Below are 12620 nucleotides of genomic sequence, written 5' to 3'. Positions count from 1 at the left end.
ATGGTATAAGTCGATGATCGCCAGAGGCCGCGACGGCTCCCCCGCCGCAGCTGCGCCGGATCGCGCGAGCCCGCCTACTTGATGCTGACGAACATCCCCCAGGCGGCGGCCAGCGCGGCGCCGGTGAAGAGCAGCACGGGATTGTCGCAGAAGGCGCCGCCATATCTGCAAACGTCGGAGCCGAATTGTCCGAGCTCGTGATGGCTCGCCGAATAGAACAGTCCCGACAGCACCAGCAATGCAGCGGCGACGAAGTACATGGGCGATCTCTCCGAAGCTCTCCCGGTCGGGTCCGTGCAAGGAGAGCAAGCGACCTGCTCCAGCATGGCGCGAACAGCTTTCATTCCGCCAAATCCGATGCGCCGGATTTTGTTAAATTTGGCACTAAATGCCTGTTTTTCCCCGACGCGACAGGGTGCATCGTGCTCGCGCGAAAAAAGGCCCCGCACCGCGGGGCCTTTGTCGTCGAAGGATTTGACGGGAGCTTATCGCCGCACGCCCGTGCCGTAGAGCTCGCGCTCCCGGCCGACGTCCTCCGGAGAGAGCGGCGGGCTCGCCGCGTCGAAGTCGGTCCAGCCGGACTTCTGCCAGGCCGCGCTGCGGTCCTGCAGGTTCACGGACCTCTCGTGGAGCAGTGCATCGAGGCGGGCGCGGTCCTGGTCGGGCACGCGCGCGGACACCAGCGTGCCGCCGCGGCGAACGCCCTCGGCATAGCGCGAGGCGTCTTCCTTGGAGACGCCGGCCTCCGTCAGGGCGCCGACGATTCCACCCGTTGCCGCACCGGCGGCTGCGCCGGCTGCAGTCGCGGCGAGCCATCCTGCGGCCACGACCGGACCGAGGCCGGGAATGGCGAGCAGGCCGAGGCCGGCGAGCAGGCCTGCCGCGCCGCCGAGGCCGGCGCCGATGCCGGCACCCGTGCCGGCGCCTTCGGCGCGATCGTCCACGCCGTCGCGGTCACGATCGACCTTGCCGGAGCGTGAGCCGTACCAATTGTCGGAATTGTTGGCGACGATGCTGATGTCGGAGTGCGGCACGCCGGCTCCCTCGAGCCGGGTCACGGCGCGCTCGGCGTCGGCATAGGTGTCGTAAAGGCGGGAAATGGTGGTTGTCATGTGCATGATTCCTTACTTGGTCGTCCTTACTTGGCGGGGTTCACGTTGCCCTGGAAGTCCAGGCTGACGTCGGTCTTGCTGCCGGCCTTGTCGGCCTTGCCGCGCCAGACGCCCTGGTCGTCCTTGTGCAGTCCGGACACGTTGGAATATCCGGCGCCCTCGATCCGCGACTTCGCCTGTCCCTCAGTGAAGCTGTTGCGGCCCTCGACCGGCTTGTTCGAGTTGTTGTGGTCCGAGCTGTTGACGGCGTTGTTGCCCGGCCCGCTTTGCGCGGGTTGGGATTGCGCGCCTGCGGGCACGGCTCCGAGCATCAGCAGGGTTGCGGCTAGTAAGGTAAGACGTCTCATTTTTTATTCTCCGGCGGTGAATGTGCCGGCGACAACACATGAGATTCGAATTGGTTGCTGCGATAAAAGCTTGCCGAGTGCCGCAGCATGATCTTGCTGCGATCGCGCGCGCCCGATGAGGACGCGAGGAACGATTGCCGCGATATCCCGTTTGCGCGCTCGGCCTTCGGCCGGCAGGCCGTCAGCCGGCGCACCGCGTAGGAACTTCGCCTTTGGCGGCCGATTGTCTCGCTTTCATGACGCGCGAGGCAGCTCCAACCATGCAATCACGCTATCCATTGTTGAAGAGGTGGACAGCGGAAGAGCATGAGCGGTTGAAAGCCATGGCTGAAGCGGGAAGGCGGCCCGACGAGATCGCCCTCGCGCTGAACCGGAGCGAAGCGGCTGTGCGGGTGCGGGCCTGGCAGCACGGCATCGCGCTGCGCACAATCACCGCGAAGCGCGGCACATGAGCTGCGCCGTACTCACTTCGCAGGTGTTGCCTCGGCTTGCGTCGTGGCGGGCTCCCAGGGGGCGGGAAGGATGACGCGGATCGGACGCGCCTCGGCGGCTTGAGCCACAGGCCGCACCTGGTCCTTGGCGGGCTCGGCCAGCGCCACGGTCATCAGGGCCATCAGCATCGCCAGCGCCGTCGTCACAAGTCTCAGATCCAGCATCGCAGCCTCCAGGGTCGCCGCGTCAACGCGAGCCCCGGCCGTTGGTTCGAACGATAACCGGGAACAAGTGGCAATATTTGAAGTTTGAAGAAGACGGATCCCGGATCACCGGGCCACTGGAGGAGGACACGATGAACATCAAGACCATCATTGCCGCTGCCGTGCTGACGTCATTTGCCGCGCCTGCGTTCGCGCAATCGTTCTACGTGGTGCAGGACGTCAAGACCAAGAAGTGCACGATCACGGAGTCGAAGCCGACCACCACCGAGACGACGGTTGTCAGCGGCGATACCGTGTACAAGACCAGGTCTGAAGCCGAGGCCGGCATGAAGACCGTCAAGGTCTGCACGTCGAACTAAGGAGACAAGCGATGCCCGTACTTCTGCTTTGGGCCGTGCCGGCCGTCATCGTTCTGGGCGGCGGCGTCTATCTGATCGGCCACATGCACTGAGACGAAACCTGCTGCGCAAGCAGCAAGCAAAAGCCCGCGTGGAGCGATCCGCGCGGGCTTTTGACGTCTTGTGTCGCTGACCGGGACAATCCGGAAAAGCCGGATCCAGCTCACCCCGCGAGCGACACGTCGATCCGCTCGAAGCCGCGCACCGTCGGCAGTGACATGAGGCCGGGCCTCGCGAAATGATAGCCTTGAAACAGCGCGATGCCGGCGGCGCGCAGGATGGTGAGCTCGGCCTCGTTCTCGACGCCCTCGGCCAGGACCGTGATGTCGAGCTCGCGCGCGATCTGCGCGAGGCCTGCGACGATGACCTGCTTGGGCCGGCTGAGATGGATGTCGCGGAGCAGCTCCATGTCGATCTTGATCAGGTTCGGCTGCAGGCGGGCGAGCAGGCCGAGGCCGGCATAGCCGGCGCCGAAATCGTCCAGCGCGGTCCAGAAGCCGAGCGCCTTGTAGGCGCGCACGATGTTCTCGACATGCGCCGGATCGCTCATCCGCTCGTTCTCGGTGAACTCGAACATCAGATTGGAGGCCGGAAAATTCGCGCGGCGCGCGGCTTCCAGCGATTTCTGGATGCAGGCGCGCGGCTCGTACACGGCGTTCGGCATGAAGTTGATCGAGAGCCGCGTATGCGGATCGGCAAACAGCCGGCCGGCGGTTTCGATCGCCATGACGCGAGCGGCCTGGTCGAAGCGGTAGAGCTGGTTGTCGGTGAGCTGGCTGAGCACGCTGTGCGCGCTCTCGCCGTTCGGGCCGCGCACCAGCGCCTCATAGCCCCAGATCCTGTTCTCGCTGACGTCCACGATCGGCTGGAACGCCATCTTGAATTCGAACGGCAACTCCGTCCCGTCGGCACATCCGGCGCACTTCACGGCCATCTCTCAAAACTCCCCGCAGGCCCATCACCTGCGTGGGAATTTATGGCGCGGGCGTTAAGGAATAGCGAAGCGCGACGAGGGCGGCGTCAAGGGCGTTTCCCATGTTCAATTGTGGACACAAGCAGGCCGGCCACGCCGTCAGCCCGCGACGAAACACGCCTGAAACAGTGCTGAAACCCGATTGTCCTGAACTGCGGGCGCCCGCGGCCCGACCAACGGAGCGAACAGGAGAGACAATCATGATCCAGATCGGTTCGAAGGAAGAAGTCGCGTTCTTGCTGGCGCTGTTCGGCACCCACACCCAGCCGGTGAAGCGGCCGAAGCCGAAATCGCGGCAAGGGTGAGAGGCTTAGATCCATGCCAGGTTTGGCCGAATGCCAGAGCCTGCTCAGGCTCCTGATCGCCAGGGGCGATCCCAAGGCCATCCCGCTCGCCAAGGGCGCCATCGATCAATATCTGAACACGGCGCCCGTGAGCTGTCGCGGCCGCGGATTGCGCGTGCTCCAGCGCGACGCGCTCGACCAGCATGATGTGGCGGTCGGCGTGCAGCGCTCCTTCGCCGAGACGGTGGACGCCTATATCGCGTGCAAGCTCGCGGAAGAGTAAGAGCTGCGCCGGGAGGCGCAGTCAGTTCCCGGAACTCCCTGGCTCCAATAGATTTTCGATGGGCTTGCAACCTTTGTCCCCTCCCGGGCCTCTTACGGACAAAGGAATACGCATATGGCGCGATATTACTTCGACTTGACCGACGAGCACGGTGCCGCGCTCGACGAAGAGGGGCTGGAGCTGTCCAACATGCGCGCGGTCCAGGCCGAGGCCGCCAAGTCGGTCGGAGACATGGCGCGCGACGCCATCATTTCCGCACCGGCGACCGGCGGACGGCGGAGGATGGCGATCGACGTTCGCGACGCCGGCGGGCCCGTCATGCAGGTGACATTCAGCTTCGCGATCGAGACGTTCAACGCACGAACGCCATCCGGCGATCATTGACGCGTCAGCGTCGGCCGCGATGGCTGCGGCGGCAACGGCCAGGATTGCCCGGACTCGAGCACGGCGATCTTGCGCCCGAGCTGCCAGACCTCGACCTTGCCGTGCCGCGTGAACTGCCGCGCGAAGGCGAGGGCGGTCTCGTCGGACGCGGCCTCGAAGGCTTCCGCCGAGCGGAAGACGCCGTTCTCGCCGACGAGATAAGCGCGATATTGCTGGCTCATGTCGGCGCCCTCAGGCCGGGCGAGCGAAGCCAGGCGTCGATCTGCATGGCGGCCTCGTCCTGCCGCGCCCGGCGCAGCAGCATCTCGCGGCGGCGCCCCGGCGACAGCGCGCGCGCCTCTTCGCGGCAGCGGATGGCCTCGTCGGCCAGTCGTTCGTTGAGTGTCTTGATTTGTTTGAAACGACGCCGTTTCAGCATGGCGTACTCTCCTCGCGGGATAGAAGGCGGGAGCGCGATTGGCGTTCTCATCACCGGTCTCGTGCCACGGGCCTTGCGGTGATGGATGAAGCCTAGTCCTGCTGCGGCGGAGAGTCTGTATCTTTTGATACGTGCGCAAATTAAATTTCGAGGCGAAGTCTGAGCCTGTTGAGCGACTTACTCAATTTGAGTGCGGGGCGGGATTCCGGTGTATCAGCCGTTGCCTTGCGGGCCATGCGCACAAGGAAATACATGCGCCGGCTCGAGCGCGAAGCGGGAGCTGTCGACGGAGCCGGCATCCGATAGGCTTCTTGAGAAGGTCGGCAGCGGCCGGAAGAAAGTTGAGAGCAAGCTGGGGCGAAAAGGAACACGCGCGGGGAGGTAAAGTTTTCCTCGGGGGAGGATACGTTGATGAAAGCAGCAGCACTCGGGCTAGCGATTTTGTTAGCCGCCTCGTCCTATGCCTCGGCCCACACGCCAAAGCGGCATCATCATCATGGCTGGTCCAGGTCGATGAACATGATGCCCGGACCCGGACGCTCGGCCGCCCGCAGTGATCCGAACGGCACGGCCGCCGGCCCGACCAGCGTGAGTGGCACGGGCTCGTCCAAGTTTGGCGGCCAGATACCGGGAGCACCGGGCGCGACCCGCCAGCCCTGACGACAATCTTCGTCGATGGAGACCGAAGTCGTGCCGCAACGAGCGGCACGACTTCGATGATATTTTCAAGGAACGCTCGAGCCGCTGGCAGATCCCGTACCGGCAGCTGCAGGCCTATTCGTGACCGTAGTATTGTCGGTTGCACTGGTGACGGCCTCGCTCATAGCTCGCCTCCCGGTAGGCCGGTCCTTTCATGACGCTGCTCACATCAGCGAGCATCCGTGCTTGCTTGAGACACTCGACGTAAGGTTTGTTCGAGAGCCAATCGAGTCCGAGGCCGCCAGCGTGAGACATCTGGATGGAGGCAACGAACGAACTGATTCCGACGATGGCGAAGAGAGCCGCGCGGGAGACGGTCATGGCGTATTTCCTTGTGCCTGGGTAATCGCACAGAGACAATGGCGTGCCGCACGTCTGAAATATGTGCTGCCCATCACATCCGCTGAAACGACGTTCCATCTTGAAGCCGCCAGCGATCACTTTCTCCACGCGTGAGAACGTCGACTCGTGAATGAGCATGGAAATACATGCGAAAGTTCGAGCGCGAGGCGCGCGCGCTGTTGAAGCAGCCCTCATCCGATACGTTTCTCGCAGGCAGGACAAGGGAGGAGGCTGTTCGACGGTCGGAAGGCGATGCCGGGCGATGCCCGCGCCGGGGGGCCCCGTGTTCTTTGGTCCCGGTCCTACGCCAAAAGTCTCCAGAGCGAACATCGATTGACAATGTTCCCTTTTTGTTCTAAGTCGTGTACTTTCAACCTCTGGGCGATGCGCCGAAGTATCGGTTGCAATCCAGATGATTTCTTGCGGGGCAGTTGAATGAGTAGCTCGCTTCTTTCTTTCATCTTGTTGGACGATCCGGCGACACCGGACATGTCTGCGGTCACCAAGGTCCTTCGCGCCCGACATCCGGAATTGACGACCGAGACCTTGGGAGACGGAGCTGCGCAGGCTCAGGCAAACTCTCCGCTCATTCGCTGCGGCAACGCGCTTGTCGCGGTCATGTCGATGCCGGCACCCATTCCGCACGACCAGGGCCTGTGGGCGCGCGCGGCCACGACCTGGCCGGAGAGCAAGGCGGTGGCGGCCCGGCATCGCGGCCATCTGATCGTATCGATGCTCGGAAAAGGTGAGCAGCCGCTGGTTGCCGCGCGCGGCACGACGGCGGTCATCGGCGCGTTGATTGCGGCGATGCCGGAAGCTTGCGGCGTGGTATGGGCCGGCCGGGTCGCGCGGCCCGCCGAACTCTGGCTCGAAACCTCCCGCGATGCATTCGCGCCTTATCCCGACTATCCCTTCAGGCTGTGGGTCGACATTCTTCCGTTCCGGTCAGGAGCGAAGATCGGCGCGGTCACGATGGGCCTGTCCGCGTTCGTCGATCGTGAGATCGAGTTCGTGACGGCCAAGCTCACGCTTTCGGCGTTGTTTGACAAGGTCGCCGGGCTGTCCGCGTATCTGATCGAGCATGGCAGCGTGGTGAAGGATGGCGACACGATCGGGGCAACTGCAAACGAGCGCATCCAGGTTCGTTACACGAATTCCGATGCGTTTGGCGGGCTGCCGGTGTTTTACTGTACCGATGCTTCCGTGTAGATGAGCAGCATCGGCACACTGCGCCGGCGTACGACAGACTTTCGTAAACGAGAAGATTGATGGTTGGTTCTCCACCAAAGAAGCGCCGGGTCAAGGCAAAGGATCGAAAGTTCCATGTCGCCGGCATTGGCGGGTTCCACACGGCGCCGGGGTGGAAGATGGAAAATCTCGCAGCTCTCACAGGCGGACGCCAGGTGCTCATTCCGCCGCAGGAGCGGGGCTTCATGCCTTTCCCTGAAACTCCGCGGCTTGTCATCGACAGGTCTCTCGACCGTGCTCCCGCGGATTGGGAGCTGTTTCACGACTATCGGCTTGTTTCCGACCGGATGAAGAGCCTTCTCGAGACATTGGATTCAGAAGGAGTTCGTTTCGTCAGATGCGAGACCCGGTACCAGGATGGCCGTGCGGCGCCGACCTACTGGCTTTGTGATGTCATCAGGGTTCTCGATGCCGTCGATGAAGAAAAGTCGGTTCTTGAGATCGAGTATCCGACGCCCGGTCGCAAGGTTTACAATCTGAGAAGAAGAAGCAGCCTCATTTTCAAAGAGGATAGTGTTGGGGAGGCTCATATCTTCAGGCTTCTTTTCTATCCCATGGTCGTATGCGAACCAAGTGCTGAAGGATGCGTGCAAGGAGGCGGGCGTCAGGGGCATTGGATTCACCGATACGACGGAGTATTGAGCTGATGCGCTTCGGTCGCCGATCTTGAAGTCATTCGCGCAAAATCCAGTTAAGGCAATTGCTCGTTGACACGTCGGGCAAAACACCGGCAGAGTGGCATCATTGAGATCTATTTGAATGATGCTCGCGGCGCGCTGCGGGCTTTATTTTTGTGGCCGGCACTCTGCATGGCGTCATCACAACGACGCAGGTCAATCGCGTCTAATGATTTGAGGGCAATGTACGTCTGGTGAACCAGCGAGAGACGCGAAAGCGCCGCTATGACGCAAAGAGGTGGCGAGTTCGTGTGGTAGTGGGCCGGAGTTGCCGTTCGGAAAGAACTGAGGGACTCATTTTCACTGAGACCCAAAAACTGGCAGCATATTAAGATGAGCAATGGACAGCCGAAGCAGAACAAACGCTCCTCGTTGCAGAAGCGTAAATTCTACAGAATGGACTTCTATCGAACCGGCAACCCCTGTGATTTCCAAATTACGAACGACCCCCAATCGCTAGAGCCGGGGCACTTGTCGGATTTCGCGGGGCCGACGCCACGCGTCACATTCAACCCGCGACGTCGTCGGCCTCGAGATTGTGAACTCTGGTATTCGTTCTGGCTTATCTCTGACCGTGCTAAGATCGTGTTTGAGGCCGTGGATCCCGAGGCATTTTCCTTTGTTGTCTGCGACGTGCATGTTCCAAACGGGGTCTGGGACGGACCTCGCTACTGGTTCTGCGACGTGCGTCGCTCTCTCGACGCGCTGGATGAGGAGCGATCGCGGTTGACCATCGGGATTTGCGACGATCCGATCTACCGAGACTTCGGTCAAAAGTACTATGATTTTTTCGGAGATGTTGAACTCGTTTTCAAGGACGAGCTGGTTGGCGATGCGCACGCGTTTCGAATGGCGTACGCCAGACAATGTGTCATATTTGACCAAGCGATGAAAAATGCCTGGAAGGCAGCAGGCCTCAGGGGCATGTTGTTCGAAGAAGTGTCCTATCTCCCTCTGATCGCGTCCCGAAGAGTTTGAGGATGCTCTACCGATCACGGATTGGCCGAGTCACTAATCCGCGTTCGTCGTGGATACGCTTGCCAAGTGTGAGTTAGACGCAGTTCCGCCTGAAGTCTGACGATCGGTGTCGCTCCTCGTCGACGGGGCAGCGATGCTCCAGGCGTTAGCCCGCCGTGGCGATCCTCTCCAGACGTCATCGAAGCGCGCCTGAACATCGAACTACTCCGAGACTCCTCCCAATCTCTGATCTGCCCCGTGACACCGCGGGCGGACCTGCGAGCCCGGTTAGCGGCTGCATGCCTCGCATGCAGTGGCTGAGCTGCGTCCGAGATTTGGTGAGCTCTCGCGAAACTCAATCCCAACTCAACTCACGCAAGAACCACTCGAGCATCGGGGCGATATGTCAATTCTTGCTCTTCACCACATGATTCCGAGATTATTTGTCAATCATCGTGCGTTTCGCGACATCGATATACAAGCATTGGGAGTCTACTCCCCCGCAAATGAAATCTATCTGCCAGTGGCATATGAACTGGCCGCGAGAATGGGCATCTCGCCGCATCCGGGTGGGCACACCCCCCTTTACTACGGTGCCATCAAGTGCGTCTTGGATCGAATCGCCGAAACTCCCGAACCGCACATTCGAGCGATGAAGATAAGAACGCTCATGGATGCGATGCGCGTAGGTTTTGGCAATGGTGATCTCTACACGAACTTGCCCAGTGGAATGACAACCGAAGAGGTTAAGAAGCGTATCGACAAGGTCATCAAGGGCAACGAGACCTATCTCGAGCGCTATCCGGATCTGCATCAAAGCATCAGAGATAGTGAACAAAGGGGTCTTAAGACCGGACAGGACCATCAACTGGTATGGTCTGCAATACTAGGTGATCCGCGAAGAGAAGAACTGCTGCGCCAGGCAATTGAGAGTGATCCAAGCGTCAGTATCACGTCCGGTAACAGACATCTGGGCGGAACGCCTTACTCCAAGTTTGCACCCGTCGATGATACTTTTCACATCCCGCCGACGACTCCGACCAGCCCAGCCGACGTCCCTTCACCGCCACCCTTCATCCCTCCTTCTCTCTGGTGGCTTAATCAGCCAGAGGGGTTTACACCGAGTGATCCGCGCTTCACAGGCCAATTGCCGCCTTACCCGATGCCGGGTCGAGACGAGCAACAATTCGATCAACTGCCTCCGACGGCAGCGGCCCCGGAAGATCCTTTGGTCCTCCGATCCGATCCGGCGTCTGGAGCGTGGCTGCCGTTCTATGAAAATCCTTTGGCCGGCGGCTCATTTGTGGGGCAGAATCCTATGCCTTTGTTGGCCGGAGCTGCGGCGGCCGGCTTAGCGGCTCCCCTAATTCCCCCCTGGCTGCTGACCCTTGGGGGCTTCTTGACGCTCTCGCGCATTGCCAACGCGCAGGACAGCAGCTCGGATGCGAAGTTTGGCGCCGCTGCTTCTGGCGAAGGAGTGCTCTCAAAAAGCGCGACTGCGTCAGACACCTTGGCCAGCGGCCTCAAAGAAACGGATCACGGTGGCGGCTATTTGAGCTCATCAACGTCCGGGTCGCAACTTCGCAGAGCTTCCCCCCTCGTTTCCGAGGCACACGCTAATTCTTTCGCGGATCGCTTTGGCAATTGGACCAGCACGCCAAGTGGCACCGAGCCGACCGAAGGTCCGTCTGAAACCGCACCTACACCCAGCGCGGGATCAGTCCCGCCCGAGGAAATCCGGCGTCTAGCCCGTTTCAACGCATCGAACGCGGGCAGCGTGTTCACGTCGGGCGGTGCGCCGGTCCCGTATCTGCCTTCCACCGAATTCAATGAGCGGTTTGGCAGTTGGACCGCGCCCACCGCTGACGGCAATCAGCCGCCGGCAGGCAAGCCGATTGGCGCGTTTGTGGATGAGCCAAGCTACCTCATTCCGCCCCCGATCTTCGGAGTGGAGGGCACTGGCAATCCGCGCAATGACGCTGAAGAGTGGTTCTCGCGCTGGATACGGCCATTCATTCATCCTGAGTGAAGCCGACCGTGATGGCGAGCATGCGTTAGAGGTCGCCCGTTTGACGCGTCGGGCAAAACACTGGCACGATGGCATCATCGAAAAGTTTGGATTGAGCCCGCGGGAAAACCGCGGGCTTCTTTATTTGGAGCGGCGTCACTTCCTGCATTGCGCAACACCTAGCCCAAACCACCGCCTCAACGCATCGGCGAGTCCGTGCTCAGTCTGATCCCCCACCCAAGCCACGTGCCCGTCGGGCCGCACCAGCACAACACTCGGCGCAGTGACCCGCCGGATCGCCGGCAGCTCCCACCCGCCGTCGTAGTCAGCATCGACGACATCGACGCGATCCGCCCACGCCGCCGCATCGATGTCGCCGCCCTTGCCGAAATTGAGCAGCACGCCGCGCGCGCCGTGCAGCAGCGTGAACAGTCTTCGCTTGCCGCCGTCGACCGTCAGGTCGAGATCGGGCATGCGCCGGCCGAGCAGCTTGTGGCCTTCGCCGAGATCGTAGGCGATGTCGAGCCCGCTCATCATCGCGCCAAAACGCCGGCGCGGCTCGTCCATGGCGAGCAGCTCGGTGATCGCCTCGCGCGCGGCCTTGCGGCCGTCGTCGCCGCGGCGGAGCAGGGTGATCTGCGCCATGGTGTTCTTCAGCACGCGCGCGGCCACCGGATGGCGCTCGGCATGGTAGCTGTCGAGCAGGTCGGCGTGCGCGACGCCCTTGACCCTCTGCGCCAGCTTCCAGCCGAGATTGACGGCGTCCTGCACACCGAGGTTGAGGCCCTGTCCGCCGACGGAGTGATGGATATGCGCGGCATCGCCGGCGAGCAGCACGCGGCCCTTGCGATAGCATGCCGCCTGCCGCGCCGCGTCGGTGAAGCGGGAGATCCACGCCGGATTGTGCACACCGAAGTCGGTGCCGTAGACGGCAATTAGCGCCTCGCCGAGATCGCGCAAGGTGGGCTGGCCGGTGCGATCGAGCGTCGCTTCGGTGACGACGACCAGCACGCGGCCGCTTTCGGCCGTGCTGAGGCCGTGAAAGCCGAGTGCGTCGTGACGCAGGCCCAATGCCGGCGCCTCGCTCATCTCGACCTCGGCCATGAGGTTGCTGAGCGTCGGATCGAAGCCGGGGAAGTCGATGCCGGCCGCCTTGCGCACCAGGCTGCGGCCGCCATCGCAGCCGACCAGATATTTTGCGCGTAAGCGCGCGCCGCCGGACAGCGTCACGTCGATTCCGGCCTCGCTTTCCACGAAGCCCGTGACCTCGCGTTCACGATAGAAGCGGACGGCGAGCTCTTCGGCCCAATCGGCCAGGATGCGCTCGATGCGGGCCTGCCGCAGCTTGAGCCCGTAAGGATGCCGCGTCGGGAGATCGCTGATGTCGAGCCGGGTCCAGGCAAAGCCGGCGAGCTGGAGAATCTCGCCTTCGCGCAGGAAGCGGTCCGCGATGCCGCGCTGATCGAGCATCTCGATGGTGCGGGCGTGCAGGCCGCCGGCGCGCGTCTCGACGATCGCCTGATCGGGGCGCCGCTCGACGATGGCGACATCGATACCGGCAAGCGCGAGCTCGGCGGCCAGCATCAGCCCGGTCGGGCCACCGCCCGCGATGACGATTTCGTGCTCGGGCGTTGCCGGGTTCCCGGTACGGCCTGGTTGCGTACGGCCTCGCGAACGGGAGATGGGAAGCTGTGAAGGCATGTCGTGACCCCTCGACCTGGTGTTGGGTCGCGGGTTCTACGGCAGGGTCGGGGGCTTGAAGCAAGCCCGTTGCGCACCACATATCGAGTTGGGAGGAGGGGCTTTCTCTTCCGCTATGCCTTCGTTGACACGT

Annotated in this window: 18 protein-coding genes; 9 read left to right on the top strand and 9 right to left on the bottom strand. The window is 62.2% G+C overall.

Features of this window, described 5'->3' with window-relative positions:
• Positions 1-74: 74 nt before the first annotated feature.
• The 3 genes from XH83_RS25755 to XH83_RS25745 all read right to left on the bottom strand — a co-directional run bounded on the left by XH83_RS25755 (position 75) and on the right by XH83_RS25745 (position 1459).
• Complete coding sequence (locus tag XH83_RS25755; RefSeq protein ID WP_194403499.1) at positions 75-260, bottom strand: hypothetical protein; 186 nt, start codon at positions 258-260, stop codon at positions 75-77.
• Positions 261-485: 225 nt separating this feature from the next.
• On the bottom strand, positions 486-1112 hold the full coding sequence (locus XH83_RS25750) for a hypothetical protein (RefSeq protein WP_194403498.1): 627 nt from the start codon (positions 1110-1112) through the stop codon (positions 486-488).
• Between the two features lie 26 nt (positions 1113-1138).
• Entirely contained in the window at positions 1139-1459 is a 321-nt protein-coding gene (locus XH83_RS25745) for a hypothetical protein (protein WP_194403497.1), read from the bottom strand.
• Between the two features lie 260 nt (positions 1460-1719).
• Here XH83_RS25745 and XH83_RS25740 point away from each other — a divergent pair, with 260 nt between their 5' ends.
• Positions 1720-1911, top strand: coding sequence for a hypothetical protein (locus XH83_RS25740; RefSeq protein WP_194403496.1), 192 nt, complete (start codon positions 1720-1722; stop codon positions 1909-1911).
• 12 nt (positions 1912-1923) lie between these two features.
• Here the strand turns inward: XH83_RS25740 and XH83_RS25735 are convergent, their stop codons facing one another.
• Positions 1924-2115: a hypothetical protein gene (locus tag XH83_RS25735; protein ID WP_194403495.1), complete on the bottom strand. Its 192-nt coding sequence runs from the start codon at positions 2113-2115 to the stop codon at positions 1924-1926.
• A gap of 131 nt (positions 2116-2246) precedes the next feature.
• Between XH83_RS25735 and XH83_RS25730 the strand changes: the two genes are divergently transcribed.
• Positions 2247-2474, top strand: a complete 228-nt coding sequence (locus XH83_RS25730; protein WP_194403494.1) for a hypothetical protein — start codon at positions 2247-2249, stop codon at positions 2472-2474.
• Between the two features lie 202 nt (positions 2475-2676).
• Here XH83_RS25730 and XH83_RS25725 read toward each other — a convergent pair whose 3' ends face one another.
• The gene (locus XH83_RS25725; protein WP_194403493.1) at positions 2677-3447 is read right to left on the bottom strand and encodes an EAL domain-containing protein; all 771 of its coding nucleotides are present in this window, start codon (positions 3445-3447) and stop codon (positions 2677-2679) included.
• A 357-nt stretch (positions 3448-3804) separates the two neighbouring features.
• Here XH83_RS25725 and XH83_RS25720 point away from each other — a divergent pair, with 357 nt between their 5' ends.
• On the top strand, positions 3805-4053 hold the full coding sequence (locus XH83_RS25720) for a hypothetical protein (protein ID WP_063202881.1): 249 nt from the start codon (positions 3805-3807) through the stop codon (positions 4051-4053).
• 114 nt (positions 4054-4167) lie between these two features.
• On the top strand, positions 4168-4437 hold the full coding sequence (locus XH83_RS25715; RefSeq protein WP_194403492.1) for a hypothetical protein: 270 nt from the start codon (positions 4168-4170) through the stop codon (positions 4435-4437).
• Here the strand turns inward: XH83_RS25715 and XH83_RS25710 are convergent.
• Positions 4431-4658: a hypothetical protein gene (locus XH83_RS25710; protein WP_194403491.1), complete on the bottom strand. Its 228-nt coding sequence runs from the start codon at positions 4656-4658 to the stop codon at positions 4431-4433. The genes XH83_RS25715 and XH83_RS25710 overlap by 7 nt on opposite strands.
• Entirely contained in the window at positions 4655-4855 is a 201-nt protein-coding gene (locus XH83_RS25705; protein WP_194403490.1) for a hypothetical protein, read from the bottom strand. The genes XH83_RS25710 and XH83_RS25705 overlap by 4 nt, the downstream gene beginning before the upstream one ends.
• 411 nt (positions 4856-5266) lie before the next feature.
• Between XH83_RS25705 and XH83_RS25700 the strand changes: the two genes are divergently transcribed.
• Positions 5267-5515 (top strand): hypothetical protein, encoded by a 249-nt coding sequence (locus XH83_RS25700; protein WP_194403489.1) that lies wholly within the window; start codon positions 5267-5269, stop codon positions 5513-5515.
• Between the two features lie 114 nt (positions 5516-5629).
• Here XH83_RS25700 and XH83_RS25695 read toward each other — a convergent pair whose 3' ends face one another.
• On the bottom strand, positions 5630-5875 hold the full coding sequence (locus tag XH83_RS25695; protein WP_194403488.1) for a hypothetical protein: 246 nt from the start codon (positions 5873-5875) through the stop codon (positions 5630-5632).
• 456 nt (positions 5876-6331) lie between these two features.
• On the opposite strand from XH83_RS25695, the gene XH83_RS25690 reads away from it, so the two are divergent.
• From XH83_RS25690 to XH83_RS25675, 4 genes are all read left to right on the top strand, one after another.
• Complete coding sequence (locus XH83_RS25690; RefSeq protein WP_194403487.1) at positions 6332-7105, top strand: DUF4261 domain-containing protein; 774 nt, start codon at positions 6332-6334, stop codon at positions 7103-7105.
• Between the two features lie 59 nt (positions 7106-7164).
• On the top strand, positions 7165-7791 hold the full coding sequence (locus tag XH83_RS25685; RefSeq protein ID WP_194403486.1) for an imm11 family protein: 627 nt from the start codon (positions 7165-7167) through the stop codon (positions 7789-7791).
• 363 nt (positions 7792-8154) lie between these two features.
• Complete coding sequence (locus XH83_RS25680) at positions 8155-8799, top strand: imm11 family protein (protein WP_194403485.1); 645 nt, start codon at positions 8155-8157, stop codon at positions 8797-8799.
• 382 nt (positions 8800-9181) lie between these two features.
• Positions 9182-10807, top strand: coding sequence for a hypothetical protein (locus XH83_RS25675; RefSeq protein ID WP_194403484.1), 1626 nt, complete (start codon positions 9182-9184; stop codon positions 10805-10807).
• A 135-nt stretch (positions 10808-10942) separates the two neighbouring features.
• On the opposite strand, the gene XH83_RS25670 is transcribed toward XH83_RS25675, so the two are convergent.
• Positions 10943-12487: an FAD-dependent monooxygenase gene (locus XH83_RS25670; protein ID WP_194403483.1), complete on the bottom strand. Its 1545-nt coding sequence runs from the start codon at positions 12485-12487 to the stop codon at positions 10943-10945.
• Positions 12488-12620 lie beyond the last annotated feature (133 nt).

The organism is Bradyrhizobium sp. CCBAU 53351 (assembly GCF_015291745.1).
Classification (GTDB): Bacteria; Pseudomonadota; Alphaproteobacteria; order Rhizobiales; family Xanthobacteraceae; genus Bradyrhizobium.
This window is presented reverse-complemented; position numbering and strand designations above follow the sequence as displayed.

Bases quoted from the DNA above. Each gene is read 5' to 3' on its own strand.
- XH83_RS25755 (WP_194403499.1), bottom strand. From the start codon at position 260: ATGTACTTCGTCGCCGCTGCATTGCTGGTGCTGTCGGGACTGTTCTAT.
- XH83_RS25750 (WP_194403498.1), bottom strand. From the start codon at position 1,112: ATGACAACCACCATTTCCCGCCTTTACGACACCTATGCCGACGCCGAG.
- XH83_RS25745 (WP_194403497.1), bottom strand. From the start codon at position 1,459: ATGAGACGTCTTACCTTACTAGCCGCAACCCTGCTGATGCTCGGAGCC.
- XH83_RS25740 (WP_194403496.1), top strand. From the start codon at position 1,720: ATGCAATCACGCTATCCATTGTTGAAGAGGTGGACAGCGGAAGAGCAT.
- XH83_RS25735 (WP_194403495.1), bottom strand. From the start codon at position 2,115: ATGCTGGATCTGAGACTTGTGACGACGGCGCTGGCGATGCTGATGGCC.
- XH83_RS25730 (WP_194403494.1), top strand. From the start codon at position 2,247: ATGAACATCAAGACCATCATTGCCGCTGCCGTGCTGACGTCATTTGCC.
- XH83_RS25725 (WP_194403493.1), bottom strand. From the start codon at position 3,447: ATGGCCGTGAAGTGCGCCGGATGTGCCGACGGGACGGAGTTGCCGTTC.
- XH83_RS25720 (WP_063202881.1), top strand. From the start codon at position 3,805: ATGCCAGGTTTGGCCGAATGCCAGAGCCTGCTCAGGCTCCTGATCGCC.
- XH83_RS25715 (WP_194403492.1), top strand. From the start codon at position 4,168: ATGGCGCGATATTACTTCGACTTGACCGACGAGCACGGTGCCGCGCTC.
- XH83_RS25710 (WP_194403491.1), bottom strand. From the start codon at position 4,658: ATGAGCCAGCAATATCGCGCTTATCTCGTCGGCGAGAACGGCGTCTTC.
- XH83_RS25705 (WP_194403490.1), bottom strand. From the start codon at position 4,855: ATGCTGAAACGGCGTCGTTTCAAACAAATCAAGACACTCAACGAACGA.
- XH83_RS25700 (WP_194403489.1), top strand. From the start codon at position 5,267: ATGAAAGCAGCAGCACTCGGGCTAGCGATTTTGTTAGCCGCCTCGTCC.
- XH83_RS25695 (WP_194403488.1), bottom strand. From the start codon at position 5,875: ATGACCGTCTCCCGCGCGGCTCTCTTCGCCATCGTCGGAATCAGTTCG.
- XH83_RS25690 (WP_194403487.1), top strand. From the start codon at position 6,332: ATGAGTAGCTCGCTTCTTTCTTTCATCTTGTTGGACGATCCGGCGACA.
- XH83_RS25685 (WP_194403486.1), top strand. From the start codon at position 7,165: ATGGTTGGTTCTCCACCAAAGAAGCGCCGGGTCAAGGCAAAGGATCGA.
- XH83_RS25680 (WP_194403485.1), top strand. From the start codon at position 8,155: ATGAGCAATGGACAGCCGAAGCAGAACAAACGCTCCTCGTTGCAGAAG.
- XH83_RS25675 (WP_194403484.1), top strand. From the start codon at position 9,182: ATGTCAATTCTTGCTCTTCACCACATGATTCCGAGATTATTTGTCAAT.
- XH83_RS25670 (WP_194403483.1), bottom strand. From the start codon at position 12,487: ATGCCTTCACAGCTTCCCATCTCCCGTTCGCGAGGCCGTACGCAACCA.